Source organism: Amycolatopsis azurea DSM 43854 (genome assembly GCF_001995215.1).
In the GTDB taxonomy this organism is placed as follows: domain Bacteria; phylum Actinomycetota; class Actinomycetes; order Mycobacteriales; family Pseudonocardiaceae; genus Amycolatopsis; species Amycolatopsis azurea.
On record NZ_MUXN01000023.1, the window covers coordinates 242636 to 269338 of the forward strand.

Below are 26703 nucleotides of genomic sequence, written 5' to 3' on the forward strand. Positions count from 1 at the left end.
GGGGCCTTCATGTACTTGGAGCGCTACTTTTCGGCGTCGGGCTTCGGGTCCTCGGACGCCTTGTCGGCGGCCGAGTCCCGGACGGTGTCCGGGGCCGCCGCGACTTCCGCGTGCGCCTCTTCCTTGGGAGCCTCGTCCTCGGAGGCCTTGGGCGCGTCCTCCGCGCCCTTCTCCCCGGACTCGGCGGTCTCGTCTTCCCGCGGGACGTCCTTGCTCCACAGCGTTTCCGGCGCTTCCCGCGGCCCCCGCTTCGCGGCGAGGACGAAGTACACGATCGCCGCGGCGAACACCAGGATCGAGGTCCACACGTTGACCCGCAGGCCCAGGATGTGGTTCGCGGTGTCGGTCCGCATCATCTCGATCCAGAACCGGCCCGCGGTGTACCCGGCGACGTACAGCGCGAACACGCGGCCGTGGCCGAGCCGGAACTTCTTGTCCGCCCAGATGACCAGCAGCGCGACACCGAGGTTCCAGATGAGTTCGTAGAGGAACGTCGGGTGCACCGGGCTGTCTTGCAACGGGATGTGCCCGAGCGCGACGCCGTTCAGGAAGTCGTCCGGGTTGTTCACGTTGATGCGCTGGTAGATCTCCAGACCCCACGGCAGGTCGGTGTGCGCGCCGTAGAGCTCCTGGTTGAAGTAGTTGCCGACCCGCCCGATCGCCTGCGCGATCACGATCCCCGGGGCGAGCGCGTCCGCCATCGCGGGCAGCGGGATGCCCCGGCGGCGGCAGGCGATCAGCGCGCCGACCGCGCCGAGCGCGATCGCGCCCCAGATGCCGAGGCCGCCGTCCCAGATCTTCAGCGCGTTGAGCGGGTTCTTGCCCTCGCCGAAGTACAGCTGGTTGTCGGTGATGACGTGGTACAACCGCCCGCCGACCAGGCCGAACGGCACCGCGAAGACGGCGACGTCGATGACGGTGCCCTTCGTGCCGCCGCGGTTCACCCAGCGCCGCTCGCCCAGCCAGATCGCCACGATGATGCCGGCGATGATGCACAAGGCGTACGCCCGGATCGGGACCGGCCCGATATGCCAGACGCCCTGGTCGGGGCTGGGGATGGTCGCGAGGAACGCTGCCGAGGCGGTATTCACGGAGGCCACCGTAGCGCTTCATCCACTTCTTGGGGGCGTCAGCCCTCGACGGCGGCCAAATAGCCCGCGATCAGCGCCGAAGCGACCTGCCGGATGGCGGAGTCCGGTGGCAGGAACAGTTCGTCGTGCAGGCTCGGCGCGCCCGCGGTGTCGCCGAGGCCGACGAACATCATCAGCCCGCGCGTCGTCCCGCAATAGTGCGCGAAGTCGTCGGCGCCGAACGACCGGAAATCGGTGTCCACGCCCACCCCGGCCCGGACGAGCCGCCGATGCGCGCGCAGGGTCAGCCCGGCCTCGTTGTGCAGCACCGGTTCGCACGGGCTGATCTCCAGTTCGGCGTGGCAGCCGTGCGCCTTCGCGGTGCCGTGGACGATCTCGGCCAGCCCTTCCAGCGCGAGGTCGCGGTCCTCGGCGCGCATCAGCCGCAGCGAGCCCGACAGGCGGGCCTCGTTCGGCACGACGTTCGCCGTCCTCCCCGCCTCGATCCGGCCGACCGAGCAGACCGCGCCGAACACCGGGTCGACCCGGCGGCTGGCGAGCTGCTGCAGGCTCACCACGAGCTGGCTGAGCGCGAGGATCGGGTCGCGCAGCAGATGCGGGTACCCGGCGTGCCCGCCCTGGCCGCGGACGATCACGTCGAACTCGTCGGTGGAGGCGTTGACCGGTCCGGGGACCGCCGACACCACGCCCGCCGCGAGCCGCGGCTGGACGTGCGCGCCGATGACCGCCTCGACGCCGTATTCGGTGAGCACTCCGGAGTCGACGATGTCCAGCGCGCCGGACGGCGAAGTCTCCTCCCGCGGCTGCAGGAGCGCGACGAGCGGCCTCGGTACCCCGACGACGGCCGCCGCGCGACAGGTGGCGACGAGCGCGGCCATGTGCACGTCGTGCCCGCACGCGTGCATCAGCGGCGTCTCCGACGCCCACGGGACGCCGGTGCGCTCGGTGACCGGCAGCGCGTCCAGTTCGGTGCGCAGCGCCACGGCCGGGCCCGGCCCGGTGCCGGGGAACAGCACCGCACGCCCGGTCTTGGCGACCAGGACCCCTTCGCCGGCGCCCAAGGCCTCGACGAGGATCCGCGCGGTGTCCTCTTCGTCCCCCGACGCGCGCGGATCGGCGTGCACCCGGTGCCGCAGCGCGATCGCGGACGGCAGTTCCGCCTCGACGGCGGCCTCCCACCGGTCCTGTAGTTCGTCCAGTTCCGTCATGTCCCCTCCAGCCCGTACACCCGTTCGGCGTTGCGTCGCCCCACCAGCGCCGCTATCCGATGTGCGTCCACTTCGGACAGTACGTCCGCGGTGAGCCCCGCGTACAGGAAGTCCGACAGTCCTTGCCGGAACAACGCGGTGCCGAGGTGGTACAGCTCGGCCAGCCCGAACGCGTCCGTGGAGAACAGCAGCTTCCCGAACGGCACTATCTCCATTGTCTCCGCGATGATCGCGGACGCCCGGTGACCGACGTTGTGCGTCGCGAGGCCCACGTCGATGAACACGTGCTCGAAGACCTGCGCCAGATACGCGGCGTTCCGGTGAAAGGGATAGTTGTGCAGCAACAGGATCGGCACACCGTGTGACCGCGTCGCCCGCAACAGGCCCGTGAGCAGCAGCGGATCGCAGCGATGCAGGTCCACGTCGGAATCGCCGAAGCCGACGTGGAACTGGATCGGCAGGGCCAGGTCGATCCCGGTCCAGACGAGGAACCGGTGCAGCACCTCGTCCGCCAGCCGGACCGGCTCGCCCGCCTCGATCCGCGCGAGCCAGCGGCCCGCCGCATCGATGACCTCGGCGTCCGTGGGCCGCTCCCCCGCCAGTTCGAGGCCGACCCGGTAGGCGGCGATGGACTTGAACCCCACCGCCGTCGTGGCGCGTTTCGCCAGTTCCCCGGCGAAGGCGGAGGCGAACCCGGCCGCCGTCGTGGACTCGATCACCGCTTCGGCGACCTGTTCGAGGCGGACGATGTCCCGCGCGCGGGCCCCGGACAGCTGCGCGAACTGCTCGGTCGTGGTCAGCGTGTCCGGCAGGAAACCGCCGTCGAGCAGGAAGTCGGTCGTGCCGGTGGCACGCAGGAATCGCGCGTTGACCTCGGTGGCGCCCAGTTCGGCGCGGCGGGCCAGGTAGACCTCCGCCGGGACGTGCGGCGGCAGGTCCAGCATCGGGGCGCAGCGGGCCCGGACCGCGAGGCCGATCAGCGAGTCGAACAAGGTCGTGCCCAGTGACGAGACGGTGTCGGCCTCGGTGAGCATCTGCTCGAACTCGATCCGGCCGAGGTCGCCGGTGACGACGCCGTGGCAGTGGTGGTCCACCAGCCGCGTCTCGGCCACGTACGGCAGGATCCCGGGTCCCGGCATGAGCAAGTCCCTTCTCGTGATCGACGAGTGCGGCCTCACCTTATGGCCGGATCCGGGCATGGCAAGGGGCCCGAGTTGAGGCCAGGATGAGGAACCATGGTGAACCGGGAAGCACTGACCGCCCGCGCGACCGCCCTCACCGGCGATCTCCGGGCCAGGGGCGTCGAACTCGTGGCCCTGACCTTCGTGGACAACGCCGGGATCGCGCGGGTCAAGGCCGTGCCGCTGCGGAAACTGCCGTCCGCCGCCGCGTGGGGTGTCGGTGCTTCGAACTGCTTCGATTTCTTCGGCTCCGACGACGCCATCACCGGGGGTGAGCACTCACTCGGCCCGGTCGGCGATCTGCGGCTGCATCCGGACCTCGACGCGCTGACCGTGCTCGCCGGGCAGCCCGGCTGGGCCTGGGCGCCGGTGACGAAACTCGACCAGGAGGGCGAGCCGCATCCGCAGGACCCGCGTGCGCTGCTGGCGACGGCGGTGGACAGGCTCGCCGCACGCGGTCACCGGGCGTTGATGAGCTTCGAGATCGAGTGGGTGGTCACCACCGCCGACGCCCAGGACGATCCGACGTCGGCCACCGCAGGCCCGGCCTACGGCTACGCGCGGCTGTCCGAGCACGCCGACTATCTCCGCGCCCTGGTGTCCACTTTGGACCAGCAGGGCGTCGGGGTGGAACAGATCCATCCCGAATACGCCGACGGCCAGTTCGAACTGTCCGTCGCGGCCGCCGATCCGGTGCGCGCGGCCGACGTCGCCGTCCTGACGAAGGAGACGATCCGCGCGCTCAGCCACCGGCACGGGCTGAAGGCGTCCTTCACCCCGAAGTTCGCGCCCGCCGGCGTCGGCAACGGCGGGCACGTGCACCTGAGCGTCTGGGACGGCCCGCGGAACCTTTTCTCCGGCGGGGAAAGGATTTTCGGGCTGACATCGGTCGCCGAGTCGTTCGGCGCGGGCATCCTGCGGCGGCTGCCCGCGCTCCTGGCGATCGGGGCGCCGTCGGTCGTCAGCTACCTGCGGCTGGAGCCGCACCACTGGGCCGGGGTGTACGCGGCGTGGGGACTGGAGAACCGGGAGACGCCGTTGCGGCTGGTGCGCGGGGTCGCCGGGAACCGGGAGTCGGCGGCGAACCTCGAGGTCAAATGCTTCGACCTGACCGCGAACCCGTATCTGCTGGCCGCCGCCCTGCTGTTCGCCGGGATGGCCGGTGCCGACGAGGAGGCTTCGCTGCCGGAGCCGGTGGACGTCGATCCGGGGACGCTGTCCGACGCGGAACGCGCCGCGCGCGGGATCGAGCGGCTGCCGGTGAGCCTGGCGGAATCCGTCGCGGCCTTCGAAGCGGACAAGGACCTGGCTGCCGCGTTCGGCGCTCCGCTGGCGACGACGATCGTGGACGTGCGGCGGGCGGAGATCGAACGGTTCGCGGGCGCGAGCGCGAAGGAGGTCACCGAGGCGCAACGGTGGCGGCACTGAGCATGCTCGCCGGGGGCTGAAGGGGACTTTCCCCACATCAGACGCAGCGAAGGGGCCCTTCACCGCGTCGCATGCGGTGAAGGGCCCCTTCAGCCCACGTCAGATCAAGCCGGGGCGACGGTCTTTCGCACCCCAGCGGCCAGTTCGGCCGACAGCTCGCGTACCGCGTCGACGCCGCTCGCCGCGGCCGTCACCAGCGCCGAGCCGACGATGACGCCGTCCGCGAACCCGGCGACCTGCGCCGCCTGCGCGCCGGACCGGACGCCGATCCCGACGCCGATCGGCAGCTCCGTGTGCGCGCGGGTCCGCTCGACCAGGTCCTCGGCGTGCACGCCGACCTGGTCACGAGCGCCGGTCACGCCCATCACGGCGGTCGCGTACACGAAGCCCGAAGCGGCCGCGACGGTCTTCGCGATCCGCTCCTCCGAGGAGGACGGCGCGACCAGGAAGATCCGGTCCAGACCGTGCTGTTCGGAGGCGGCCATCCACTCGTCGGCCTCGTCCGGGATCAGGTCCGGGGTGATCATCCCGAGCCCGCCCGCGGCCGCGAGGTCGCGGGCGAAGCGGTCGACGCCGTAGCGGTGCACCGGGTTCCAGTACGTCATCACGACGGCCTTGCCGCCGCGCGCAGACACCGACTCGACGACCTCGAACAGGTGCTTGAGCTTGAAGCCGCCGGAGAGCGCGCTCACCGACGCGGCCTGGATGGTCGGGCCGTCCATGACCGGGTCCGAGTAGGGCACGCCCACCTCGACCAGGTCGGCGCCGCCGTCGACCACCGCGGCCAGCAGATCCTTCGACCCGTCGACCGTCGGGAAGCCCGCCGGGAGGTACCCGATCAGTGCTCCGCGTCCTTCGGCCCGGGTCTTGGCGAAGATGTCGTCCAGGGCGCTCATGCGTTCTCCACCAGGCCGAAGTACTTCGCCGCCGTGTCCATGTCCTTGTCGCCGCGACCGGACAGGTTCACGATGATCAGGCCCTCGGGACCCAGTTCGCGGCCGAGCACCAGCGCGCCCGCGAGTGCGTGCGCCGACTCGATCGCCGGGATGATGCCCTCGGTGCGCGAAAGCAGCTTGAACGCGTCCATCGCCTCGGCGTCGGTCACCGGCCGGTACTCGGCGCGGCCGCTGTCCTTGAGCCACGAGTGCTCGGGGCCGACGCCCGGGTAGTCCAGACCCGCGGAGATCGAGTGCGACTCGACGGTCTGGCCGTCCTCGTCCTGCAGCAGGTACGTCATCGCGCCGTGCAGGTTGCCCGGCGTGCCCTTCGTGAGCGTGGCGCCGTGACGGTTGCCCTCGATGCCCTCGCCACCCGGCTCCAGGCCGACCAGCCGCACGGAGGGGTCGTCGATGAAGCCGTGGAAGATGCCGATCGCGTTCGACCCGCCGCCGACGCAGGCCGCGACGGCGTCCGGCAGGCGGCCTGCCTGTTCCAGGATCTGGGCGCGGGCCTCCTCGCCGATGATCTTGTGGAAGTTCCGCACCATCATCGGGAACGGGTACGGGCCCGCGGCCGTACCGAACAGGTAATGCGTGGTGTCGGCGTTGGTGACCCAGTCGCGCAGCGCCTCGTTGATCGCGTCCTTGAGCGTGCGCGAACCGGTCTTCACCGGGATGACCTCGGCGCCGAGCAGCTTCATGCGCGCGACGTTCAGCGCCTGCCGCTCGGTGTCGACCTCGCCCATGTAGACGACGCATTCGAGGTCGAGCAGGGCGCAGGCGGTGGCGGTGGCCACGCCGTGCTGTCCGGCCCCGGTCTCGGCGATGACCCGCTTCTTGCCCATCCGCTTGGTGAGCAGCGCCTGGCCCAGCACGTTGTTGATCTTGTGTGAACCGGTGTGGTTCAGATCCTCGCGCTTGAGGAAGACGCGGGCGCCGCCGGCGTGCTCACCGAAGCGTTTGGCCTCGGTGAGCAGCGACGGACGACCGGCGTAGTCACGCAGCAGACGACGGAACTCGTTGACGAAGTCCGGGTCGGTCCGCGCCTTGTCGTACTCGGCCGCGACCTCGTCGACGACGCCGATCAGGGCCTCGGGCATGAACCGGCCGCCGTACGGGCCGTAGTAGCCCCGGCCGTCCGGGTCGTGCTCGCCGTGCGGTGTTTCGGTGTACTCCACGCTCATCGAGAAGGCCTCGGGCAAGCGGGGTGCGAACCGGCGGTGACCAGCTTGACCAGCGCGCCCTTCGGGTCACCCGACGCGACGAGCCCTTCGCCCACGAGGACCGCGTCGGCGCCGTGACCGGCGTACGACATCAGGTCACCGGGGCCGCGGACACCGGACTCGGCGATCTTGAAGACGTCCATCGGCAGGCCGGGGGCCAGCCGCGAGAAGACGTCCCGGTCGACCTCGAGGGTGTGCAGGTTGCGGGCGTTGACGCCGATCACCTTCGCGCCGGCTTCGAGGGCCTTGTCGGCCTCTTCGGCGTTGTGGATCTCGACCAGCGCGGTCATCCCGAGGGATTCGACCCGGTCCAGCAACGCGATCAGGGCGTTCTGCTCCAGCGCCGCCACGATCAGCAGGACCATGTCCGCGCCGTGCAGCCGCGCCTCGTGGACCTGGTACGGGCTGACGATGAAGTCCTTGCGCAGCACGGGGATGTCGACCGCCGCGCGGACCGCGTCGAGGTCGGCGAGCGAACCGCCGAACCGCCGCTGCTCGGTCAGCACGCTGATCACCCGGGCCCCGCCGTCGGCGTAGTCCTTCGCCAGCGCGGCCGGATCCGGGATCTCGGCCAGATCGCCCTTGGAGGGGCTGCGCCGCTTCACCTCGGCGATGACGCCGATACCGGACTCGCGCAGGGCCGCGAGCACGTCACGTGGGGGCGCGACCTGGGTCGCACGCTTCTTCAGTTCGTCGAACGGCAGAGCCGCCTCGCGCTCGGCGAGATCGGCACGGACGCCGGCGACGATGTCTTCGAGCACGCTCACCGGAGTCCCTCACCGGCTGTCGTACTCACGGATTCCTTCGCAAGGTCGCTCACAAAAACCTTCCCCTTCCCGCCGAAACGATGCTAACCCCCGCACGGATACGGTCTGGTTCCGGGTATGTCCGTTACTCCGAATGCCAACCGTGTCATCTTTGCCGGGAAAGATCCCCGAAACCCGCGAAATCCGTCGCCGTCACCGGGTCGCGGTGGGATCTTCGCCTTCCGACAGCGCCTCCCACAGCTCGGTTTCCGGATCCTTGGCGGCCCGCTTCTTCGTCCCCGGCGCCGAGTACTTCGCACCGAGGCGTGGCATCCGGCCCGCGCCCTTGATGGCTGCCAACCCGCCCGCGGCCACGAGAATTCCCCCGAGGATCGCCAGCCCCCGCGCTCCCAGCATCTGGGCGACGGGCAGGCCGTCGGCGAATCCGGTGAACGGGCCGTCCGCCACGCCGATCCACACCGCGGCGGCACCGGCCACGGCGAGTACCACGCCGAGCACCCGGCGTGGCCAGCCGCCGGTGGCGATCAGCCCCGCCGTGCCCGCCAGCGCCAGCAGCGCGAGCGGAATCAGCGCGATCGCCCGTGTTGAACCGATTTCCGTGTACACCACGGTGCCGCGCACTCCGCCGTCGCGGAATTCCGCGAACCACACGAGCTGCGAGGAACCCCACAGCGCGACCGCGCCCAGCAGCAGGCCCACCACGGCGATCCACAGTGGACGCTTGGCCTTCCTCGCGGCCGGGGCGGTGCTTTCCGGGGCCTCGCTTTCCGCGGCTTCGCTTTTCGGTGCTTCAGACACGAGTGCTGTCACCCGCCGGGTCGAGTTCGTCCGCCGCGATCATCGTCTGCGCCGCGGCGACGGCGGACAGCACGGTGCGGGCCTTGTTGAGCGACTCGTTGTCCTCGTAGTCGGCCACCGAGTCGGCGACGACTCCCCCGCCCGCCTGGACGTACGCGACGCCGTCCTTCATCAGCGCGGTGCGGATCGCGATCGCGGTGTCGGCGTCGCCCGCGAAGTCGAGATAACCGACAACGCCGCCGTAGAGCGCCCTGCGGGTCGGCTCCAGTTCCTCGATCAGCTGCATCGCGCGGACCTTCGGCGCGCCCGAGAGCGTCCCGGCCGGGAAGCAGGCGGCGACGGCGTCGAAAGCCGTCTTGTCGTCGAGGAGTTCGCCGGTGACCGTGGACACGATGTGCATGACGTGGCTGTAGCGCTCGACGTCGAAGAAGTCGACGACGCGCACGGTGCCGGGCTTGCAGACCTTGCCGAGGTCGTTGCGGCCGAGGTCGACGAGCATCAGGTGCTCGGCGCGCTCCTTCTCGTCGGCGAGCAGGTCCTTGGCCAGCTGCGCGTCCTCTTCCGGATCGGCGCCGCGCCAGCGGGTGCCCGCGATCGGATGCGTGGTGGCGCGGCCGTCCCGCACGGTGACCAGCGACTCCGGGCTGGACCCGACGATGTCGAAGCCGTCCAGGCGCAGCAGGTACATGTACGGGCTCGGGTTGGACGTGCGCAGCACGCGGTAGACGTCGAGCGCGTCGGCCCGCGTCTCGATCTCGAAACGTTGCGACGGCACGATCTGGAACGCTTCACCCGCCTTGATCGCCTCGACGGCCTTCTCGACGGCCGCGTGGAAGTCCGGCTTCGAGCGGCGGCGCGTGAACTCGGGCGCGGGCCGGTCGAAGACGGCGGCCGTGGCCGGGGCCGCGACGTGCAGCTGCTTGGTCATCGCGTTGAGACGCGCGACGGCGTCGTCGTACGCGGCGTCGACGCGCTCGGGCGAGTCGTCCCAGTTGACCGCGTTGGCGATCAGCGTGACCGTGCCCTCGTGGTGGTCGAAAGCGGCCAGGTCGGTCGCCAGGAGCATGGTGAGCTCGGGGATGTCGAGATCGCGCTCGGCGAGTTCGGGGAGCCGTTCCAGCCAGCGGACGGCGTCGTAGCCGATGTAGCCGACCATCCCGCCGGTGAGCGGCGGCATCCCGGGCAGCTGCTCGGTGTGGAGCGCGGCGACGGTCTCACGCAGCACGGTGAGCGGGTCGCCTTCGGTCGGCAGGCCGACCGGTGGGGTGCCGGTCCACACGGCCTGGCCGTCACGCACGGTCAGCGCGGCGGGGCTGTCGACGCCGATGAACGACCATCGGCTCCAGGAAGCGCCGTTCTCCGCCGATTCGAACAGGAACGTCCCCGGCCGGTCGGCGGCGAGCTTGCGGTAGACCCCGATGGGGGTCTCACCGTCGGCGAGCACGCGACGGACAACGGGGATGACGCGACGGCCCTCGGCGAGCGCGCGGAACTCGCCGCGCGAAGGGCTGACCGAGCCGAGCCCCGACGGGCTGGCGTTTGCGGCGCTGACCATGTCGCTCATTGTGCTGCAACCGCCGGACGGGCGGGACCTGGGGGATGAATTCAAGGAATGTTGAATTTCGCGCCCGGTCCGTTCATGATGACGCCATGGCTGGTGAAGACACTACCGTCCGGCGCCGGGGACGGCGTCCCGGCGGGCAGGACACCCGCACCGCGTTGATCGAAGCGGCGCGCGCGGTGTTCGGCGAAAGCGGCTTCGACGGCGCGACGGTGCGCGTGATCGCGACCCGCGCCGGGGTCGACGCGGCGATGGTCAACCACTGGTTCGGCAGCAAGGAGGGGCTGTTCGCCCAGGCCGTGCTGAAACTGCCGTTCGACCCGCACGAACTGCTCGCGGAACTCCGCGACGGGCCCGACGAGGAATTCGGCAGGCGGATCGTGCGCACCTTCCTCACCCGGTGGGACGGCGCGGGCGGTGACGTGTTCCAGGCGCTCGTCCGCAGCGTCGCCGGGCACGAGCAGGCCGCGCTGGTGCTGCGCAGCTTCTTCCAGAACTTCTTCACCAAGGTCATCGCCGGGCTGGGCTCGGACCGCGTCGAACTGCGGACGTCGCTCTGCGCTTCGCAACTGGTCGGGATGGGGCTGGTGCGGTACGTCGCGAAGTTCGAGCCGATGGCGTCGAGCGAGATCGATCCGCTGGTGACCGCCATCGCGCCGACGGTGCAGCGCTACCTGACCGGGGACATCGACTGACCCGGCCCTCGGGTGTCCGTGAAGGCCTCCTTCCTTACCTTCAGAGTAGGCGAGGAGGCCTTCACCACCAGGTGACCGGGCGCCGTCGGCCGGTTCGCGTGACCAGAGGGACGACACGTGTGCTTGGACGGACGACACCTGTGTCCAGATGGACGACTCGCGGCGGGATCCGATCACGGGCGTGTCGTCCGTCCAGTCACGCGTGTCGTCCGTCTGATCACACGCGTCGTCCGTCTGATCACGCCAAACCCTCGGTTCAGTCCGTGTCCGGCTCGATCTCCTTTGCGGGCACCGTGTAGAGCGTGTCCTTGCGGAAGCGTCCTCGCGGGAAGATCACGATCATGTCCGTTCCTTCGCCGCCGACGAAGACGGGGACCTTCCGGACCCGGGGCGCGATTCTCAGTGACCGTCGCGTGGCGAGGAACTTGTACTCGTTTTCGAAGTACACGTCGATCTTGGGGAACAGCCAGCCGGGCCGCACCGTCGCCGTGGCCTCGCGCAAGCCGGTCCTCGAGGCCGAGCGATACCGGCTCCGCCAAAGCCAGGCGGCGCCCAGACATGCCGGAAAGCCCAGGAAGGCGGAGAAGGACAGCGGGGTCAGCAAACCGGTGTCGGGCAGGCCCTGGACGCGCCCTTCGATCACCACGAGTCTCCGCGGGTCTCCCGGGGCGTAGGCCAGGGTGATCTTGTCCCCCACCTTGTGTTGAAGTGCTGCTCCGAAAGTCTCCGTGGTCGTGTATGACTTGGAACCCGCGTAATAGGTGAGCGTGACCCAGACGCGGTTCCGTTTGGAGGCCCCCTCGACTTTCTGTACCGTGCCCTCCACTTGAATCCCGGTCCTCGCCAGCTCCACGGAATCCCGCCGGAGCAGATCGCTACCCAGCTGGCAGGCCACGAAGAAGGCCAGCCAGAGCAACGACAAAGCCAGCGCGCGCACCTTGAAATGCGACAGTTTCTCGATCAGCGGGGTGGCGACTTCGCCGTGCACCGTCTGCGCGGCAAGGCTTTTGACGGCTTCGACATCCGGAGCGGACAACGGCCGCCCAGCGACGGGCGGCCGACGTCTCGGGCGGTCGCTCTTGACCGATCTTCTTTTCCCTCGCCCCGGTTTCATGCGCCGAGACTAGCCGGGAACAGCGGCTTTTCCGGCCAACGAGTTCCCTCTCGCTCCAGGGCAACCGTGAGCGCTCGCCGGGCGTTCAAGTGAGCAGGGGTCAGGGATCCGTCCGTATTCCGGGTAATGCGGAGGCCGGCACCGAGTACCTCTTCGGCGAAAAGCGGCCACGGGGGAACAACACGACGATGTCGCCCCCTTCGCCGCCGACCCACACCGGGACGTCTCGTCGGTCCCGGTAGGGGCGAGCGACGTGGCAGGTGGAGTCCCAGGTCTCCACGTGCATCTCGGTTCCGTCCGCGAACTGGAGCCGCAGGTCGGCCGGCGAGCCGCGATACGGCGCCAAAGTGCGCGCCCGCCCCGTCGCCCGTGCCTCGCGCCAGCCCGTCTCGGCGACCGACCGGTACCGCCTCGGCCACCGCAGCGCGGCGAGCAGAGAGTTCAGCCCGACGACGAGGCCGAAGGCCAAAGCGACGATCGAGCCGAACACGAGCAGACCGTGCCCCGCGGAAGTCTCGTCGTAGCCGGGAATTGACTTGTTCGCCCCGGACAGGACGAGCCCTCCGATACCCGCGGCGAACACACCGACCCAAAAGATCATGAGCATGAACGCGCGGCGGCCCAGCGGGCTCAGCCGTCGCAGTTCGAGGTCGCCGGCCTCCGCGTCGAGTTTCATCACGGCTGCTTCGTCCGGCGTGGCCACGCGGTTCACAACCGCACCGGGACCGGGTAGCAGGTCTCGGTCCGGCCCAGTCTGAACAGCACGGTCCGCTCCGGTCCCCCGCCACCGACCCAGACCGGGACCTCCGCCTTCCCGGCGAACCGATTGCCGTTGCGGAAAGACATCTGCAACCCCCGCAGCGTGAGCCGTTCGCCGTCGGGGAACCGCACGTCGTAGACCGTGGCCTTCCGTTCCTCGATCTCCTCACCGAAGTCCGGCCGCACGGTGACGGTCGCACTGCGCCAGCCCGCGGCCAGAACGGCCCGATACCGCGAAGACCAGGTGTACTTCGCGGCCGCTGTGAACACGACGGCGACCGCGCCGATGACGAACGACAATATGGCGATGCCCTCGTAATTCTCGCTGCCGGGCCCCCAGCCAGGGAGCTCCGACTCCAGGAACCGTCCGTCCGGGGATCCGCTGACCACGGCGACGATCCCGCTCACCGCCAAGGCGAGCGACAAGACGCCGTAGACACTCATCCGCCGGGACATCGAGCGCAGATCGCGGGTGCCCTCAGCCGGGTCGAAGGCGTCGAATTCGTCTGTCGACAAAGGCGGGGCTTCGGCGAGTGCCTCGGTCATCCGGCGGCTGTAATGGGCCGCCCGCTGTCCGGCGAAGACCGCGAGAGCGGTCGCCGTGAGCAGGACGACGATCGCGATGATGCCGTCGCTCCTGGCGAGGCCCGTCGTGCCGGCGACGTCGGCCCGGATCTGGAAGGCCAGGAGCACCAGGTGTGGCCCGGCCATGCCTGGGACCACGCAAAGCAACAAGTAGAAAGATCTCCGGCGCCATAACGCGCCTACCGGGTCTTCCCCGGTCCCCAGTTTCATACACGGACTTTACGCCCGTGAAGGGGCTTCCGGAACAGGACCAAGGTCCCGCTCAGCCCGCGACGAGCACCGCGATCAACGCCAGCGTGCCGGGGACCACCTGCACGAAGAAGATCTTCTTGCTCGCCGTCGCCGTCCCGTAGAGACCGGCCACGATCACACACGCCAGGCCGAAGATCTTGAACTGCCACGCCGTGCTACCGGTCGCGATCAGGCCCCAGATCAACGCGGCGGCGAGGAAACCGTTGTACAGCCCCTGGTTCGCCGCGAGCGGCGCGCTCTCTTTCGCGAACTCTTCCGTGGTGCCGAAGGAGGCGCGGGCCCGCGGGGTCGTCCACAGGAACATCTCGAGCACGACGATGTACAGGTGGATCAGGGCGACGAGGCCGACCAGGACGTTGGCGACGACATTCACGGGTTCTCGCTCTCGTCGGCCAGCAGCAGCCGTTCGTCGGAGTCGAAACAGGTGTGCGTGCCGGTGTGACAGGCGGGGCCGGTCTGGTCGACGCGCAGCAGGACGGTATCGCCGTCGCAGTCGATCCGCACCTCGCGCACGTGCTGGACGTGGCCGGAGGTCTCGCCCTTGACCCACAGTTCCTTGCGGCTGCGCGAGTAGTAGGTCCCGCGCCGGGTCGTGAGGGTGCGGCTCAGCGCCTCGTCGTTCATCCACGCCATCATCAGGACGTCCGATGTGGAGTGTTCGACGACGACGGCGGCGATCAGCCCGTCGGCGTTGCGCTTCAAGCGATCCGAGAGGGCGGGGTCAAGCGTCATTCGTGGCTCCGAGAAGGTGCCGTTTCACCGGCATCGAGTTGAGCAGGACCGCCGTGTAGATGTACCCGGCGAACAGGATCCCGGAGGCGATCTTCACCCAGAAGAGTTCCGCCGCCAGCATGGACAGCGCGTGCAGCAACGCGAACAGGAAGCTGACGCCGAAACCGGCGAACCGCGCCGAACGCATCTTCAGTACCAGCCCCGCCACGACGAGACCGCCCAGCACCACCGCCGTTCCCGGCAGCAGGAACGTCCGAGGGGAGGAATACGGCGCGAACATGAGGATCACGGCCATCCCGACGTACGCGAGGCCGAGGCCCAGCAGCAGCGCGCAGACGACCTTGACCTCGGTGGAGGCCTTCCACTTGGCCATGATCATCGGACCACGACTCCCCCGGCGCGCAGGGCGTCCTTGACCTCGCCGATCTTCAACTGTCCGAAGTGGAACACGCTCGCCGCGAGCACCGCGTCCGCACCGGCCTCGACGGCGGGCAGGAAGTGGTCGAGCGCGCCGGCGCCGCCGCTGGCGATCACCGGGACCCGCACGGCCGCGCGCACCTGGGTCAGGAGTTCGAGGTCGAAACCGTTCTTGGTGCCGTCGGCGTCCATCGAGTTGAGCAGGATCTCGCCGACGCCGAGTTCCTCACCGCGCGCGGCCCACTCGACGGCGTCGATCCCGGTGCCGCGGCGACCGCCGTGCGTGGTCACCTCGAATCCGGACGGCGTCGGTTCGGTCCCCTCGGGGACCCGGCGGGCGTCCACCGACAGCACGACGCACTGCGCGCCGAAGCGGCGGGACGCCTCACGCAGGAACTCCGGCCGCGCGATGGCCGCGGTGTTGATGCTCACCTTGTCCGCGCCGGTGCGCAGCAGCCGGTTGACGTCGTCGTTCGTGCGCACGCCACCACCGACGGTGAGCGGGATGAACACCTGCTCCGCCGTCCGGCGGACGACGTCGAACGTGGTCTCGCGGTCCCCGGAGGACGCTGTGACGTCGAGGAACGTGAGCTCGTCGGCCCCCTCGGCGTCGTACAGGCGGGCGAGCTCGACGGGGTCGCCGGCGTCGCGCAGGTCGGCGAAGTTGACGCCCTTCACCACGCGGCCCGCGTCGACGTCGAGACACGGGATGACCCTGACTGCGACAGACATGGGGCCAAGCGTAGTCAAGGGCGTTCTAAGCTCGCGGGATGGCACAGGCGGGGCGGCGGCCGGGGCAGACCGAGACGCGGGAGGAGATCCTCGAGGCGGCGCGGCGCCGGTTCGCCGAGCAGGGCTACGACGGGGCGACCGTCCGCGGCATCGCGGCCGACGCGGGGGTCAACGCCGCGCTGCTGCACCATTTCTTCGGCACCAAGCAGCGGCTCTTCGCCGCGTCGATGAACCTGCCGGTCGACCCCGGCGAGATGGTCCCCCGGATCCTCGAAGGCCCCGAGGACGAGATCGGCGAGCGCCTCGTCCGCGCGTTCCTCGGCCTGTGGCAGGCCGAGGAGGGCCGCGCGCCGTTCCTGGCGATGATCCGGTCCGCGACCACCAACGAGCAGGTCGCGACCATGATGCGGCAGTTCCTGGAACGGGCGGTGCTGGCGCGGGTCGCCGAGGCGCGCGGCGTGCCGAAGGTCCGGGTGGCGGGGATCGCCGCGCAGATGGTCGGGTTCGCGCTGCTGCGCTACGTCATCGGCCTCCCGCCGCTCGTCGCCGCGTCGGAGGACGAGGTCGTCGCGATGCTGGCGCCGGTCGCGCAGTACTACCTGACCGACGGCGTTCACCGGCCGGACACCCCGCGCGGCTAACTTCCCCGGGATGCGCAAAGCAGCTCTCCTCCCCCTCCCCCTGCTGGCGGTCTCCCTGCTCACCGGCGTGCCCGCCGAAGCGAGCCAGAACCCCTCGCCCGTGGCGCAGACCAGGGCGTTCGTCGACGACTCGGGCGCGAGCCCGGCGAACGCCGACGCCGACGACCCGGCGATCTGGGTCCACCCGAAGAACCCGTCGGCCAGCGTCGTGCTCGGCACCCTCAAGGAGGGCGGGCTGGCCGCGTTCGACCTGAAGGCGCGGCAGCTCCAGCTTCTCCCGGCCCCGAAGGCGCCCACCGAGGACGCCGCGCCCGGCCGGTTCAACAACGTCGACGTCGTCGGCGATCTCGCGGTGGTGAGCGACCGCGGCCGGGACCGCGTGCGCGTCTACCGGATCGACCCGGCCGGCGCCGCGGCCGGATCGCGGGTGCTGCGGGACGTCACGGATCCCTCCGCCGCACCGGTTTTCTCCGCGTCGGAGTCCGAAGTGGACGAACAGCGGACGGCGTACGGGCTCACCGCCGGGCGTGACCCGCGGACCGGCGCGCGCTGGGTCGCGGTGACCCGGCGGCACGAGACCCGCGTGGCGCTCTTGCGACTTGTCGACAAACCGGACGGCACCGTCGGCACGACGTCGATCGGCACGGTCGACCTGCCGTCGGAGTTCCGGCTGCCGGACGGGAAGACCTGGTCGCCGTGCGGCGAGCCGGGCGAGCGCCCGCAGCTGGAGGGTTCGGTGCTCGACGTCGAGCACCGCGTGCTCTACACCGCGCAGGAGGACGTCGGGATCTGGCGGATCCCGGTGGACGGCGCCGGGTTCGGCCGTCCCCAGCTGATCGACAAGGTGCGTTCGTTCGGGGCGCCGCAGCGCTTCGACGAGGCCACCGAGGAGTGCGTCGCCGACGGCGCCGATCCCGGTTTCGGCGGAAAGTGGCTGGTCGCGGACGCGGAGGGGCTGGCGTTGGCCGACGGTAAGCTGCTCGCGTCGAGCCAGGGCGACTCCCGGTTCGTGGTCTACGACCGCACCGGCACCCCGCGGCGCGACTTCCGGATCGTCGCCGGACGCGGCACCGACTCGGTCGAGCACTCCGACGGCGCCGCGATCACCACCAGGCCACTGGGTCCGCTGTACCCGCACGGCCTGCTGGTGGTGCACGACGGCGAACGCCGTCCGGCGGCCACCGATCCCTCGGGCGAGGAGCTCGCGACGACCGGATTCGCGTTCGTCCGGCTGGAGACCGCCGTGCGGTGAGCACGTTCACCGAGAAAGTTCCGCCCCCGGTGCAGCAGCACGGTGGTCTCGTGCGTCCATAGAGCGAGACCACCGGCTGAGGGGGAACACGTGCCTGCGACCTTCGACGAGTTCGTCGCGGATCGCCTGGACGGGCTCCTGCGCTACGCGACCGTCCTGACCGACGATCCGTACCTGGCGCAGGACATCGTGCAGGAGGTGCTGCTGCGCGCCCAGCAACGCTGGCACAGGATCGAGTCACCGCCGACGTACGTCCGCCGGATGGTGACCAACGAGTACTTCTCGTGGCGACGGCGCTTGGCGGTCCGCCGCGTGGTGCCGTCGTCGCCGGAGGTACTCGATCTGGTGAGCCCGCCGGTCTCCGATCACGCCGTCGAGTACGACGAACGCGACGCGATGCTGGACCGGCTCGCGAAGCTCCCGCGCAAACAACGCGCCGCGATCGTGCTCCGCTACTACGAGAACTACTCCGACGAGGAGATCGCCGCGGTGCTCCGCTGCGCGACGTCGACCGTGCGCAGCCAGATCTCGCGCGCGCTCGCGACGCTGCGGGAGACCGGGCAGTCCTCGTCCGTTCAGCCGACGGGAGCCCGCAAATGACCCGCCTGAGTGAAGAGAACACCGAGAACCTGATCCGGGAGAGCCTCGAACATCTGGCGACGCGGGCGCCTGACGGGGCCGAGATCCGCGACGCGCTGGCCGAACGGCCACGAAGCCGGTCGAGGATGTCGCTGGCGCTGGTCGCGGCCGCGGTCGCGATCATCGCGCTCGGCGTGCCGCTGGGCCTGCGGGCCTTCACCGCCGTTCCCCCGGCGGCGCAGCGCAACGCCGACTGGGCGGTGCTGCCGTACAAGCCGGGCTGGCTACCCGACGGCTTCCGGGAGACGAGCCGGAGCGCGAAGCCCTATCCCGCGCCCCAGATGCGGGAGTGGGGCGGCGGCGAGTTCGGGCAGATCCAGCTGACCAGCACGCCGTTGAGCGACGAACGGACCGGACCGTGGAAGGTCGCGCCCGCGCCGGACCAGATCGTCGTGCGCGGCAAGGTCGGCATGGCCGTCGAGGTCTACGGCCAGGGAATGATGCTGACCTGGTCGCCCGACGACGTCTACCTGCTGACCCTGCGGCTGCTCAACGTCAAGGACCCGCGCGCGACCGGCGAGCGGATCGCCGAGGAGATGGTCCCGGACAACCGCGCCCGGGTCTCGGGTGAACTGCGGTTCGGACGGGTGCCCGCCGGCCTGGAGCTGTCGGGCGTGAAGACGTTCATGAAGGTCAGCGGGGGCGTGACCGAACTGGAGGCCACGCAGGCTGGTCAGCCCCTCTCGGCGGCGGTCGTGACGGCTTCGCTCAGTGGTGAGCCGCCCGAGCCGGATGGCACGGAACCGGTTCCGCTCAAGGTCAGGGGTCGCGACGGCCGCTACTTCCCCGAACGGGACGGGGAACGCGGACATCAGTACGGCGTGGTCGCCGTCCAGCTCGAGGGCGGGCGGTGGCTCGCCGTTTCGGGCAAGCCAGACCAGGCCACGCTGCTCGACATCGCCGACACCTTGCAGATCGTCCCCGGCGACTACGGCTGGTTCGGGAAAGCGCCGGAATAGGGGCGCGCGGGCGGCGGTTGTCGACGGCATGACGGACACCTACCGCTCCATCGCGTTCACCGAGTACGGCGACTCCGGCGTCCTCCAGGTCCTCGACCGGGAGCTTCCCGAGCCCGGTCCCGGCCAGGTCAGGATCGCCGTCCGGGCCGCGGGCGTGAACCCGATCGACTGGAAGATCCGGGCCGGGCTGATGGCCGAGGTGTTCCCGACGGAGTTCCCCGCCGTCCCCGGCGGGGACGTCGCCGGCGTGGTCGACGCGATCGGCGAGGGGGTGTCCGGTTTCGCGGCCGGTGACGAGGTCCTCGGGTCCGGCATCGGCGGATACGCGGAGTTCGTCCTCGCGGATCCGGCGAAGCTGACGCGCAAGCCCGAGTCGCTCTCCTGGGAGCTGGCCGCGGCTCTGCCCGTGGTCGTCAACACCGCCTATCGCGCCCTGAACCTGCTGGACCTCGAGAAGGGCGAGACGCTGCTCGTCGACGGCGCCGCGGGCGGTGTCGGCACCATCGCGGTCCAGCTGGCCGTCGCGCGCGGGCTCACCGTCGTCGGCACCGCGAGCGAAGCGAACCATGACTACCTGCGCTCGCTGGGCGCTGTCCCGGTGCAGTACGGCGAAGGACTCGCCGAGCGCGTACGCGCCGTCGCGCCGCAGGGCATCGACGCGTCCTTCGACGCCTCTGGACAATCACTCGCCACCCTCGTCGAGCTGACCGGCGGCCCGAAGCGCGTCGTCACCATCGCCGCGGCGGACGCGGCCGACCACGGCGTCCGCTTCACGTCGGGATCTCCGGCGGAGCAGGTCCCGGGCTCGCTGGCCGAAGGCGCCGCGCTCGCCGCCGAAGGCAAGCTCACCCTGCCGATCTCCAGGGTCTACCCACTCGCCGAAGCGGCCGCCGCTCAGGACGAGAGCCAAGCCGGCCACGTCCGGGGCAAGCTCGTCCTGGTTCCGTAGGGCTTCCCGTCGTGAGTGGCGATTCGGGTTCTAACCCGAATCGCCACTCACGACCACCTGTACCGACGCCCCTCTTGACTCGCGGTTCTCAACGGGCGCAGAATTAAACGTATGGCTAATTCGGCGATCTCCGTGACGGGCCTGCGGGTCGTCCGCGGCGGCCGCGAGGTCGTCCGGGACATCGGGTTCGAGACGCCGCGAGGCCGGATCACCGGCCTGCTCGGGCCCAGCGGCTGCGGCAAGACGACGCTGATGCGCGCGATCGTCGGCGTGCAGATCGTCGCCGCGGGCGAGGTCACCGTGCTCGGCCATCCCGCGGGCAGCCAGCCGTTGCGGCGGCTGATCGGCTACGCCACCCAGAACCCGGCCGTCTATGCCGACCTCACCATCACCGAAGCCTTGCGCTACTTCGCTTCCGTGCTCCGCGCGCCGATGTCCGATGTGGACAGGGTGATCGACGAGGTCGGGCTGGCCGAGCACGCCGGCAAGCTGGTCGGTGCCCTGTCCGGCGGTCAGCACAGCCGCGCCAACCTCGCCGTCGCGCTGCTCGGGAAACCCGAGCTGCTCGTCCTCGACGAACCGACCGTCGGCCTGGATCCCGTGCTCCGCGACGAACTCTGGGCGCTGTTCCGCCGTCTCGCCGACCGCGGCGCGACACTGCTGGTGTCCAGCCACGTCATGGACGAAGCCGCGCGATGCGATCGGCTGCTGCTCATGCGCGAAGGCTGGATCCTCGCCGACGACACCCCGTCCGGGCTGCGCGAACGCACCGGGACGACCGATCTGGAGCAGGCGTTCCTGCGGCTGGTCCGGGAAAGCGAGCCGGCGTCGTGAACCCCACCCTGACGCTGGCCACGGCCCGCCGCATCCTCCTGCAGCTCCGGCACGATCCGCGCACCGTCGCGATGCTGATCGTCGTCCCGTCGCTGCTGATGGTGTTGTTGCGCTTCGTCTTCAACTCGGAAGCGGTGTTCAGCCGGATCGCCCCGGCACTGCTCGGCGTCTTCCCCTTCCTGATCATGTTCCTGATCACCTCGATCACCACGCTGCGCGAACGCACCACGGCGACGCTGGAACGCCTGATGACACTGCCGATCGGCAGGCTGGACCTGCTCTTCGGCTACGCGATCGCGTTCGGCTCGATCGCGATCGTGCAGGTCGGCGTCGCGGCCGGGATCTCACTGGCCTGGCTCGGCCTCGACATCGCGGGCTCGATCGGGATGCTGCTGCTCATCGCCGTCCTCGACGCCCTGCTCGGGATGGCGCTCGGCCTGTTCGTGAGCGCGTTCGCGCGGACGGAGTTCCAGGCGGTGCAGTTCATGCCGCTGTTCGTGCTGCCGCAGATCCTGCTGTGCGGACTGTTCGTGCCACGCGGGGAGATGGGCTGGCTCCTGAACTGGCTTTCGGACGTGATGCCGCTTTCGTACGCCGTCGAGGCGCTCACCCGCGTCACCACCTCGGGCACCGTGGACGCCACGCTGATCCGGAACCTGCTCGTCGTCGGGGCGTGCGCGCTGGCCGCGCTGGTCCTCGGCGCGGCGACGTTGCGACGCCGGACGCCCTGACCTCTGAACACCTAGACTCCCCACATGGGATCGGAGTTCGAGCGGATCGCCGCCGAGAAGTACGTCATGCTGACCACCTTCCGCAAGAACGGCACCCCGGTGCCGACTCCGGTCTGGGCGGCGGGCGACGGCGGCGAGCTGGTGCTCTGGTCCGAGCGCAAGGCGGGCAAGGTCAAGCGCATCCGCAACAGTGGCCGGGTCGAGGTCCAGGCCTGCGACCTCCGCGGCAGCAAGACCCACGGCGACGTCGTCGCGGGCGAGGCACGGCTGCTGGACCTCGACGGGACCGAACGCGTGCGCAAGGTGATCGCGCGCAAGTACGGGATCACCGGGCAGGTGACGATGTTCTTCAGCAAGCTGCGGGGACCGAAGGACCGGACCGTGGGGATCGCGATCAAACTGGCGGAATGACCCGGTCTCGTGAGTGGTAAATCGCGTTATTGAGACGTAAGGCGAAGGTGTCGTGCTCGACCGCTCGCGTCCCTGCCGGCTTCGGGTGTCGCGAAAGCCACTTTCGGGACGTTGGGGCCCGTCGGAGCGCATCGGGCCGTCTGGCGGGTCGGCGGCGTTGCGAACGCCACTTTCGCAACGGTGAAGGTTGCGAAAGTGGCTTTCGCAACCTCCGAAGCCGGCACGCCGGTGAGCGAGCACGACACCTTTGCCTTACCCCTCAAGAGAACGCGACTTGCCACTCACGAGGTCTGTAGCGCCCGCAACTCCGCCGCCATCGCCGCCGAGTCGTGGTCCGGCCCGCATCCCTCCACCAGGATCAGATCACCGGGGATGTGGTCCGCCCGCAGGTGCAGGATCTCCTGGTAGGCGGGCGACGCGTACCACTCGCGGGCCACGGCCATGCTCGGGAACCCGATCATCACCAGCGCTCCCGGCCACTCCCCTTCGAGGACCTCGACCCCTGCCCCGTGCACGAGGAACTTGCCGCCGAAGGGGTCGAGCGTGGCCTGGATCCGCTCCAGGTACTCGAGAACCTCTTCGGTCGGCGCGGCGGTGGGGCGAAGGTGGGCGATGCCGTACGCGTTCATGGTGGCCTCCCAGGTTTTGGTGTCCTGGAAGGAATCCTGTCCGAACGAGCGCGTGGCGTCGATTACCCGGGAGGTAAAGCTCAGAACTCCGCGACGGCGGCGAGCGCCTCGGGCAGGGTGAACGCCCCGGCGTAGAGCGCCTTGCCGACGATGGAGCCTTCGACACCGTCGCGGGCCAGGGCGGCCAGCGCGCGGAGATCGTCCACACTGGACACGCCGCCGGAGGCGATGACCGGCGCGTCGGTGCGGGCGGCGACCTCGCGGAGCAGGTCGATGTTCGGGCCCTGGAGGGTGCCGTCCTTGCTCACGTCGGTGACGACGTAGCGCTGCGCGCCGTCGCGGTCGAGCCGGTCGAGGACCTCCCAGAGGTCACCGCCGTCCTGCGTCCAGCCGCGGGCGGACAGCCGGTGCCCGGCCTCGGTGATCCGCACGTCCAGCCCGATGGCGACGCGGTCGCCGTAGGAGGAGACGACCTTCGCGGTCCACGCCGGGTCCTCCAGCGCGGCGGTGCCGAGGTTCACGCGGCGGGCGCCGGTGGCCAGCGCGGCCTCCAGCGAGGCGTCGTCGCGGATGCCGCCGGACAGCTCCACCTGGACGTCGAGCTTCGAGACGACGTCGGCGAGCAGTTCGCGGTTGGAGCCCTTGCCGAAGGCGGCGTCGAGATCCACCAGATGGATCCACTCCGCCCCGTCGCGCTGCCAGGCGAGCGCCGCCTCCAGCGGGCTGCCATAGGAGGTTTCGGTGCCGGCCTCGCCCTGGACGAGTCGCACGGCCTGGCCATCGGCCACATCAACGGCGGGAAGGAGCGTGAAAGTCACGCACACACTCTAAGCGAGGGTGTCGAGCCAGTTGCGCAGCAGGTGTGCCCCGGCGTCCCCGGACTTCTCCGGGTGGAACTGGGTCGCCCACAGCGGCCCGTTCTCGACGGCGGCCACGAAGTCCTGGCCGTGGTTCGCCCAGGTCACCTTGGGCTGCTGCCCGGCGAGGCCGGAGTCCAGTTCCCAGGTCCGCGCCGCGTAGGAGTGCACGAAGTAGAACCGCGTGTCCGCGTCGAGCCCGGCGAACAGTTGCGAGTCCTCGGGCGCGCGGACGGTGTTCCAGCCCATGTGGGGCAGGACGTCGGCCTCCAGCCTGTCGACCGTGCCGGGCCACTCGCCGGCGCCTTCGGCCTCGACGCCGTGCTCGACGCCGCGTTCGAACAGGACCTGCATGCCGACGCAGATGCCCAGCACGGGACGGCCGCCGGCGAGGCGTTTGCCGATGATCTTCTCCCCCGACACCGACCGCAGCCCCTCCATGCAGGCCGAGAAGGCGCCGACACCGGGGACGACCAGGCCGTCGGCCTCGAGCGCGGCATGCGGATCGGCGGTGACCTCGACGTTTGCGCCGGCGCGCTCGACGGCCCGCTCGGCGGACCGGAGGTTGCCGGACCCGTAGTCCAGGATCACCACGCGAGGAGTAGCCACGCGCCCAGGTTAGCGGACCGGACTTTCTGCGGATTCCCTGTTTCGACCTTCACTCGACTGGGTAATAAGGCCTCCGAGTGAAAGGCCGGCGCAGGACCGCCCTGCACTTTTGGAGGAACAATGCAGGACGCGGACGAGCTGACTTGCCTGCTCCAAGCCTGGCGCGAGGACATCGACAGTGTTCCTTTCCCTACCTTCGCGGAGCTGCTGATCCCGAAGCAGAAGCAGCGCTCCGCTCCCTCGGTGGCGGTCTCGGCATCGGTTCAGGTGACGAAGACCACCGGATGGCGCGATCGCTGACACCCGACTCCGGTCCGGTGTGTGGTTTTCTTCTTGGGAAGGTGCCCCACCGAGCCGACCAGGAGTGACCGCATGAGCAGCAGCCCGGATCCGCGCGACTTCCTCGATCTCGACGCCGAGCTCTCCGACGAGGACCGGGCCATCCGCGACGCCGTGCGCTCCTACGCGCACGACCAGCTCCTGCCGAACATCGCCGAGTGGTACGAAACGGGCGCCCTCCCCGCCGCCGAGCTCGCCAAGGGGTTCGGGCAGCTCGGGCTGCTGGGCATGCACTTGGAGGGTCACGGCTGCGCCGGGACCAGCGCCGTCGCCTACGGCATCGCCTGCCGCGAACTGGAGGCCGTCGACTCCGGGCTGCGCAGCTTCGTCTCGGTGCAGGGTTCGCTGGCGATGTACGCGATCCACAAATGGGGCACCGAGGAGCAGAAGCGGGAGTGGCTGCCGCGGATGGCCGCCGGTGAGGCGCTCGGCTGCTTCGGCCTGACCGAACCGGACGCCGGCAGCGACCCGGGCAGCATGCGGACCCGCGCGCGGCGCGACGGCTCGGACTGGGTCCTGAACGGTTCGAAGATGTGGATCACCAACGGAACCGTGGCCGACGTCGCGGTCGTCTGGGCGCAGACCGACGACGGGGTGCGCGGCTTCGTCGTCCCGACGGACACGCCGGGCTTCACCGCGAACGAGGTCAAACACAAACTGTCCCTGCGCGCCTCGCTGACCGCGGAACTCGTGCTCGACGGCGTCCGCCTGCCGGAGTCGGCGGCGTTCCCCGAGGTCCGGGGGCTGCGCGGACCGCTGTCCTGCCTGAACGAGGCCCGCTACGGGATCCTGTTCGGCGTCGTCGGAGCGGCCCGCTCCTGCTACGAGAGCGCGCTGGAGTACACGCTGAGCCGGGAGCAGTTCGGCAAACCGCTGGCCGGGTTCCAGCTGACCCAGCGCAAGCTCGCCGACCTCGTCGTCGAGGTCAACCGCGCCGGGCTGGTCGCGCTGCGGATCGGACGGCTCAAGGACGCCGGGACGCTGCACCACAACCACGTCAGCTTCGGCAAGCTGGCCAACGTCCGCTCCGCGCTGGAGGTCGCCAGGACCGCGCGCGCCATGCTCGGCGCCAACGGGATCTCACTGGAGTACCCGGTGATGCGGCACATGTCGAACCTCGAAACCGTGCTGACCTACGAAGGCACCGAAGAGATGCACGCGCTCTCGCTCGGCCAGTCGGTCACCGGGATCGCCGCCTTCCGCTGAATCACTGGAAAGCCGAGCCGAGCCGCCGGAAACTGTCGGTGCGGGCCTCTAGGGTCCCGCGCATGACCGATTCCGCCGAGTTCCAGTCCGTCGTCGAGTTGCGCCGGTACACCCTGCACCCCGGCCGCCGCGACGAACTGATCGAGCTCTTCGAACGCGAGTTCATGGAGAGCCAGGAAGCCTGTGGCATGCGTCTGTTCGGCCTGTTCCGCGAACCGGCGGAGCCGGACAAGTTCGTGTGGCTGCGTGGTTTCCGGGACATGGGGACCAGGCGGGCCGCGCTCGAATCGTTCTACGGCGGGCCTGTGTGGGGCGAACACGGCCCGGCGGCGAACGAGACGATGATCGACGCCTCCGACGTCCTGCTGCTGCGCCCGTCCGGGCCGGGCTTCCCCGCTCCGGACGGCGCCGAGGGTTCCGTCGTGCTCGTGACGGTGTGCCATCCGGCAGGCCCCGTCAAGGAGTTCTCCGAGCACTTCGCGAACGCCGTCGCCCCCGCCCTGCGGGACGCCGGCGTGGAGACGTTCGGCCACTTCGAAACCGAGCCCGCGGAGAACACCTTCCCCCGGCTACCCGTGCGGGAGGACGAGACGGTGTTCGTCTGGTTCGCCAGGTTCCGCGACGCCGAGGCGCTGGCCGCGCACCGGGATCTCCTCGACCGGACGGGCGCCGGGCTCGCGAGCATGCTCGAACGCCCTTGGTCTCAACGAGAACTGACCCCGACCGCGCGGTCAATCCTGCGCTGAAAGGAGGTCCGCGAGTCCGTCCGGGTACAGGATCGCCTTGCCGTCCGCCACGTCGGCCATCGGCAGCCAGTGCACGCGCGCGCCGTCGTCGAGCACCACGCCGACCTCGTCACGCTCGTAGAACGACTTGTCGGCCAGATCGGCGGTGAACAGGAACACGATCTCGTGCCCCGGCCTGCCCTCGAAGGTGAACACGTTCTCCAGCACGGCGATCTGCTCGACCGCGGTCAGCTCCGCCGCGAGTTCCTCCTGGAATTCGCGATGGAGCGCCTCGACGGCGGTCTCCCCGAACTCGATCCCGCCGCCGAGCGGGCGGTGGTAGGTCTCCCCTTTGGCGTTGTCGCGGCCTTCGAACACGAGAAGGTCTTCGCCTCGGCGGATGATCCCGAGCGCGAGCGGGCGGATCTTCGTCATTCCGGC

The 26703-nt window shown here is 70.0% G+C and carries 32 protein-coding genes; 13 read left to right on the forward strand and 19 right to left on the reverse strand.

All coding sequences use genetic code 11. The features are described 5' to 3' along the window. Positions 1–23: 23 nt before the first annotated feature. From lgt to B0293_RS29560, 3 genes are read right to left on the reverse strand one after another with little or no spacing between them, the layout of a single operon-like run. A complete protein-coding gene (gene lgt / locus B0293_RS29550) occupies positions 24–1100 on the reverse strand; it encodes a prolipoprotein diacylglyceryl transferase (RefSeq protein ID WP_039916952.1) in 1077 nt (358 codons plus the stop codon). 29 nt (positions 1101–1129) lie between these two features. Continuing rightward, positions 1130–2299 carry a M20 metallopeptidase family protein gene (locus B0293_RS29555; RefSeq protein WP_005155226.1) on the reverse strand — a complete coding sequence of 390 codons (1170 nt, stop codon included), beginning with the start codon at positions 2297–2299 and terminating at the stop codon, positions 1130–1132. After that, positions 2296–3438: an amidohydrolase family protein gene (locus tag B0293_RS29560; protein WP_005155227.1), complete on the reverse strand. Its 1143-nt coding sequence runs from the start codon at positions 3436–3438 to the stop codon at positions 2296–2298. The genes B0293_RS29555 and B0293_RS29560 overlap by 4 nt, the downstream gene beginning before the upstream one ends. Positions 3439–3534: 96 nt before the next feature. Between B0293_RS29560 and B0293_RS29565 the strand changes: the two genes are divergently transcribed. After that, positions 3535–4908, forward strand: coding sequence for a glutamine synthetase family protein (locus B0293_RS29565; protein ID WP_039916955.1), 1374 nt, complete (start codon positions 3535–3537; stop codon positions 4906–4908). 104 nt (positions 4909–5012) lie between these two features. On the opposite strand, the gene trpA is transcribed toward B0293_RS29565, so the two are convergent. The 5 genes from trpA to B0293_RS29590 form a co-directional block, all read right to left on the reverse strand. Next, the gene (gene trpA / locus B0293_RS29570) at positions 5013–5804 is read right to left on the reverse strand and encodes a tryptophan synthase subunit alpha (RefSeq protein WP_005155229.1); all 792 of its coding nucleotides are present in this window, start codon (positions 5802–5804) and stop codon (positions 5013–5015) included. Beyond that, entirely contained in the window at positions 5801–7030 is a 1230-nt protein-coding gene (trpB, locus tag B0293_RS29575; RefSeq protein WP_052014393.1) for a tryptophan synthase subunit beta, read from the reverse strand. The genes trpA and trpB overlap by 4 nt, the downstream gene beginning before the upstream one ends. Beyond that, entirely contained in the window at positions 7027–7836 is an 810-nt protein-coding gene (gene trpC, locus B0293_RS29580) for an indole-3-glycerol phosphate synthase TrpC (protein WP_005155232.1), read from the reverse strand. The genes trpB and trpC overlap by 4 nt, the downstream gene beginning before the upstream one ends. Before the next feature lie 192 nt (positions 7837–8028). Next, positions 8029–8634, reverse strand: a complete 606-nt coding sequence (locus B0293_RS29585) for a Trp biosynthesis-associated membrane protein (RefSeq protein ID WP_005155233.1) — start codon at positions 8632–8634, stop codon at positions 8029–8031. Continuing rightward, positions 8627–10189 carry an anthranilate synthase component I gene (locus tag B0293_RS29590; RefSeq protein ID WP_005155235.1) on the reverse strand — a complete coding sequence of 521 codons (1563 nt, stop codon included), beginning with the start codon at positions 10187–10189 and terminating at the stop codon, positions 8627–8629. Before B0293_RS29590 ends, B0293_RS29585 begins: the two co-directional genes overlap by 8 nt. A gap of 95 nt (positions 10190–10284) precedes the next feature. Between B0293_RS29590 and B0293_RS29595 the strand changes: the two genes are divergently transcribed. Beyond that, positions 10285–10890: a TetR/AcrR family transcriptional regulator gene (locus tag B0293_RS29595; RefSeq protein WP_005155237.1), complete on the forward strand. Its 606-nt coding sequence runs from the start codon at positions 10285–10287 to the stop codon at positions 10888–10890. 256 nt (positions 10891–11146) lie between these two features. Here the strand turns inward: B0293_RS29595 and B0293_RS29600 are convergent, their stop codons facing one another. The 7 genes from B0293_RS29600 to hisF form a co-directional block, all read right to left on the reverse strand. Next, entirely contained in the window at positions 11147–11926 is a 780-nt protein-coding gene (locus B0293_RS29600; protein WP_005155238.1) for a DUF3592 domain-containing protein, read from the reverse strand. A gap of 178 nt (positions 11927–12104) precedes the next feature. After that, entirely contained in the window at positions 12105–12680 is a 576-nt protein-coding gene (locus B0293_RS29605) for a hypothetical protein (RefSeq protein ID WP_143254667.1), read from the reverse strand. 32 nt (positions 12681–12712) lie between these two features. Then, the gene (locus B0293_RS29610; RefSeq protein WP_005155242.1) at positions 12713–13474 is read right to left on the reverse strand and encodes a hypothetical protein; all 762 of its coding nucleotides are present in this window, start codon (positions 13472–13474) and stop codon (positions 12713–12715) included. Between the two features lie 136 nt (positions 13475–13610). Next, positions 13611–13973: a DUF1304 domain-containing protein gene (locus tag B0293_RS29615; RefSeq protein ID WP_005155244.1), complete on the reverse strand. Its 363-nt coding sequence runs from the start codon at positions 13971–13973 to the stop codon at positions 13611–13613. Further along, positions 13970–14332, reverse strand: coding sequence for a phosphoribosyl-AMP cyclohydrolase (gene hisI / locus B0293_RS29620; RefSeq protein WP_039916965.1), 363 nt, complete (start codon positions 14330–14332; stop codon positions 13970–13972). The genes B0293_RS29615 and hisI overlap by 4 nt, the downstream gene beginning before the upstream one ends. Continuing rightward, positions 14322–14711, reverse strand: a complete 390-nt coding sequence (locus B0293_RS29625) for a hypothetical protein (protein WP_005155246.1) — start codon at positions 14709–14711, stop codon at positions 14322–14324. Before B0293_RS29625 ends, hisI begins: the two co-directional genes overlap by 11 nt. Next, the gene (gene hisF, locus B0293_RS29630; RefSeq protein WP_039916966.1) at positions 14708–15481 is read right to left on the reverse strand and encodes an imidazole glycerol phosphate synthase subunit HisF; all 774 of its coding nucleotides are present in this window, start codon (positions 15479–15481) and stop codon (positions 14708–14710) included. Before hisF ends, B0293_RS29625 begins: the two co-directional genes overlap by 4 nt. A gap of 38 nt (positions 15482–15519) precedes the next feature. On the opposite strand from hisF, the gene B0293_RS29635 reads away from it, so the two are divergent. The 8 genes from B0293_RS29635 (at position 15520) to B0293_RS29670 (ending at position 21897) form a co-directional block, all read left to right on the forward strand. Next, positions 15520–16122, forward strand: a complete 603-nt coding sequence (locus B0293_RS29635) for a TetR/AcrR family transcriptional regulator (RefSeq protein ID WP_005155252.1) — start codon at positions 15520–15522, stop codon at positions 16120–16122. Positions 16123–16132: 10 nt separating this feature from the next. Next, positions 16133–17374 carry a phytase gene (locus B0293_RS29640; RefSeq protein WP_005155255.1) on the forward strand — a complete coding sequence of 414 codons (1242 nt, stop codon included), beginning with the start codon at positions 16133–16135 and terminating at the stop codon, positions 17372–17374. A gap of 90 nt (positions 17375–17464) precedes the next feature. Then, positions 17465–17974: a SigE family RNA polymerase sigma factor gene (locus tag B0293_RS29645; protein ID WP_005155257.1), complete on the forward strand. Its 510-nt coding sequence runs from the start codon at positions 17465–17467 to the stop codon at positions 17972–17974. Next, positions 17971–18972 carry a hypothetical protein gene (locus tag B0293_RS29650; protein WP_005155259.1) on the forward strand — a complete coding sequence of 334 codons (1002 nt, stop codon included), beginning with the start codon at positions 17971–17973 and terminating at the stop codon, positions 18970–18972. Before B0293_RS29645 ends, B0293_RS29650 begins: the two co-directional genes overlap by 4 nt. A 28-nt stretch (positions 18973–19000) precedes the next feature. Continuing rightward, positions 19001–19921 carry an NADP-dependent oxidoreductase gene (locus tag B0293_RS29655; protein WP_005155262.1) on the forward strand — a complete coding sequence of 307 codons (921 nt, stop codon included), beginning with the start codon at positions 19001–19003 and terminating at the stop codon, positions 19919–19921. Between the two features lie 111 nt (positions 19922–20032). Beyond that, complete coding sequence (locus B0293_RS29660) at positions 20033–20755, forward strand: ABC transporter ATP-binding protein (protein ID WP_039916970.1); 723 nt, start codon at positions 20033–20035, stop codon at positions 20753–20755. Continuing rightward, positions 20752–21486, forward strand: a complete 735-nt coding sequence (locus tag B0293_RS29665; RefSeq protein ID WP_005155267.1) for an ABC transporter permease — start codon at positions 20752–20754, stop codon at positions 21484–21486. Before B0293_RS29660 ends, B0293_RS29665 begins: the two co-directional genes overlap by 4 nt. Before the next feature lie 24 nt (positions 21487–21510). Next, the gene (locus tag B0293_RS29670) at positions 21511–21897 is read left to right on the forward strand and encodes a PPOX class F420-dependent oxidoreductase (protein ID WP_005155269.1); all 387 of its coding nucleotides are present in this window, start codon (positions 21511–21513) and stop codon (positions 21895–21897) included. Between the two features lie 281 nt (positions 21898–22178). On the opposite strand, the gene B0293_RS29675 is transcribed toward B0293_RS29670, so the two are convergent. The 3 genes from B0293_RS29675 to hisH form a co-directional block, all read right to left on the reverse strand. Next, the gene (locus B0293_RS29675) at positions 22179–22526 is read right to left on the reverse strand and encodes a DUF1330 domain-containing protein (RefSeq protein WP_005155272.1); all 348 of its coding nucleotides are present in this window, start codon (positions 22524–22526) and stop codon (positions 22179–22181) included. An 80-nt stretch (positions 22527–22606) separates the two neighbouring features. Further along, complete coding sequence (gene priA, locus B0293_RS29680) at positions 22607–23344, reverse strand: bifunctional 1-(5-phosphoribosyl)-5-((5-phosphoribosylamino)methylideneamino)imidazole-4-carboxamide isomerase/phosphoribosylanthranilate isomerase PriA (protein ID WP_005155274.1); 738 nt, start codon at positions 23342–23344, stop codon at positions 22607–22609. Positions 23345–23353: 9 nt separating this feature from the next. Then, a complete protein-coding gene (gene hisH / locus B0293_RS29685) occupies positions 23354–23977 on the reverse strand; it encodes an imidazole glycerol phosphate synthase subunit HisH (protein ID WP_005155276.1) in 624 nt (207 codons plus the stop codon). 135 nt (positions 23978–24112) lie between these two features. Here hisH and B0293_RS29690 point away from each other — a divergent pair, with 135 nt between their 5' ends. The 3 genes from B0293_RS29690 to B0293_RS29700 all read left to right on the forward strand — a co-directional run bounded on the left by B0293_RS29690 (position 24113) and on the right by B0293_RS29700 (position 26283). Then, entirely contained in the window at positions 24113–24292 is a 180-nt protein-coding gene (locus tag B0293_RS29690; protein WP_005155278.1) for a hypothetical protein, read from the forward strand. Positions 24293–24364: 72 nt separating this feature from the next. Next, positions 24365–25537, forward strand: coding sequence for an acyl-CoA dehydrogenase family protein (locus B0293_RS29695; protein ID WP_005155279.1), 1173 nt, complete (start codon positions 24365–24367; stop codon positions 25535–25537). Between the two features lie 62 nt (positions 25538–25599). Then, positions 25600–26283 (forward strand): NIPSNAP family protein, encoded by a 684-nt coding sequence (locus B0293_RS29700; RefSeq protein WP_005155280.1) that lies wholly within the window; start codon positions 25600–25602, stop codon positions 26281–26283. On the opposite strand, the gene B0293_RS29705 is transcribed toward B0293_RS29700, so the two are convergent. Next, complete coding sequence (locus tag B0293_RS29705; RefSeq protein WP_005155282.1) at positions 26269–26697, reverse strand: NUDIX hydrolase; 429 nt, start codon at positions 26695–26697, stop codon at positions 26269–26271. The two genes, B0293_RS29700 and B0293_RS29705, sit on opposite strands and share 15 nt — an antisense overlap. Positions 26698–26703: the final 6 nt, after the last annotated feature.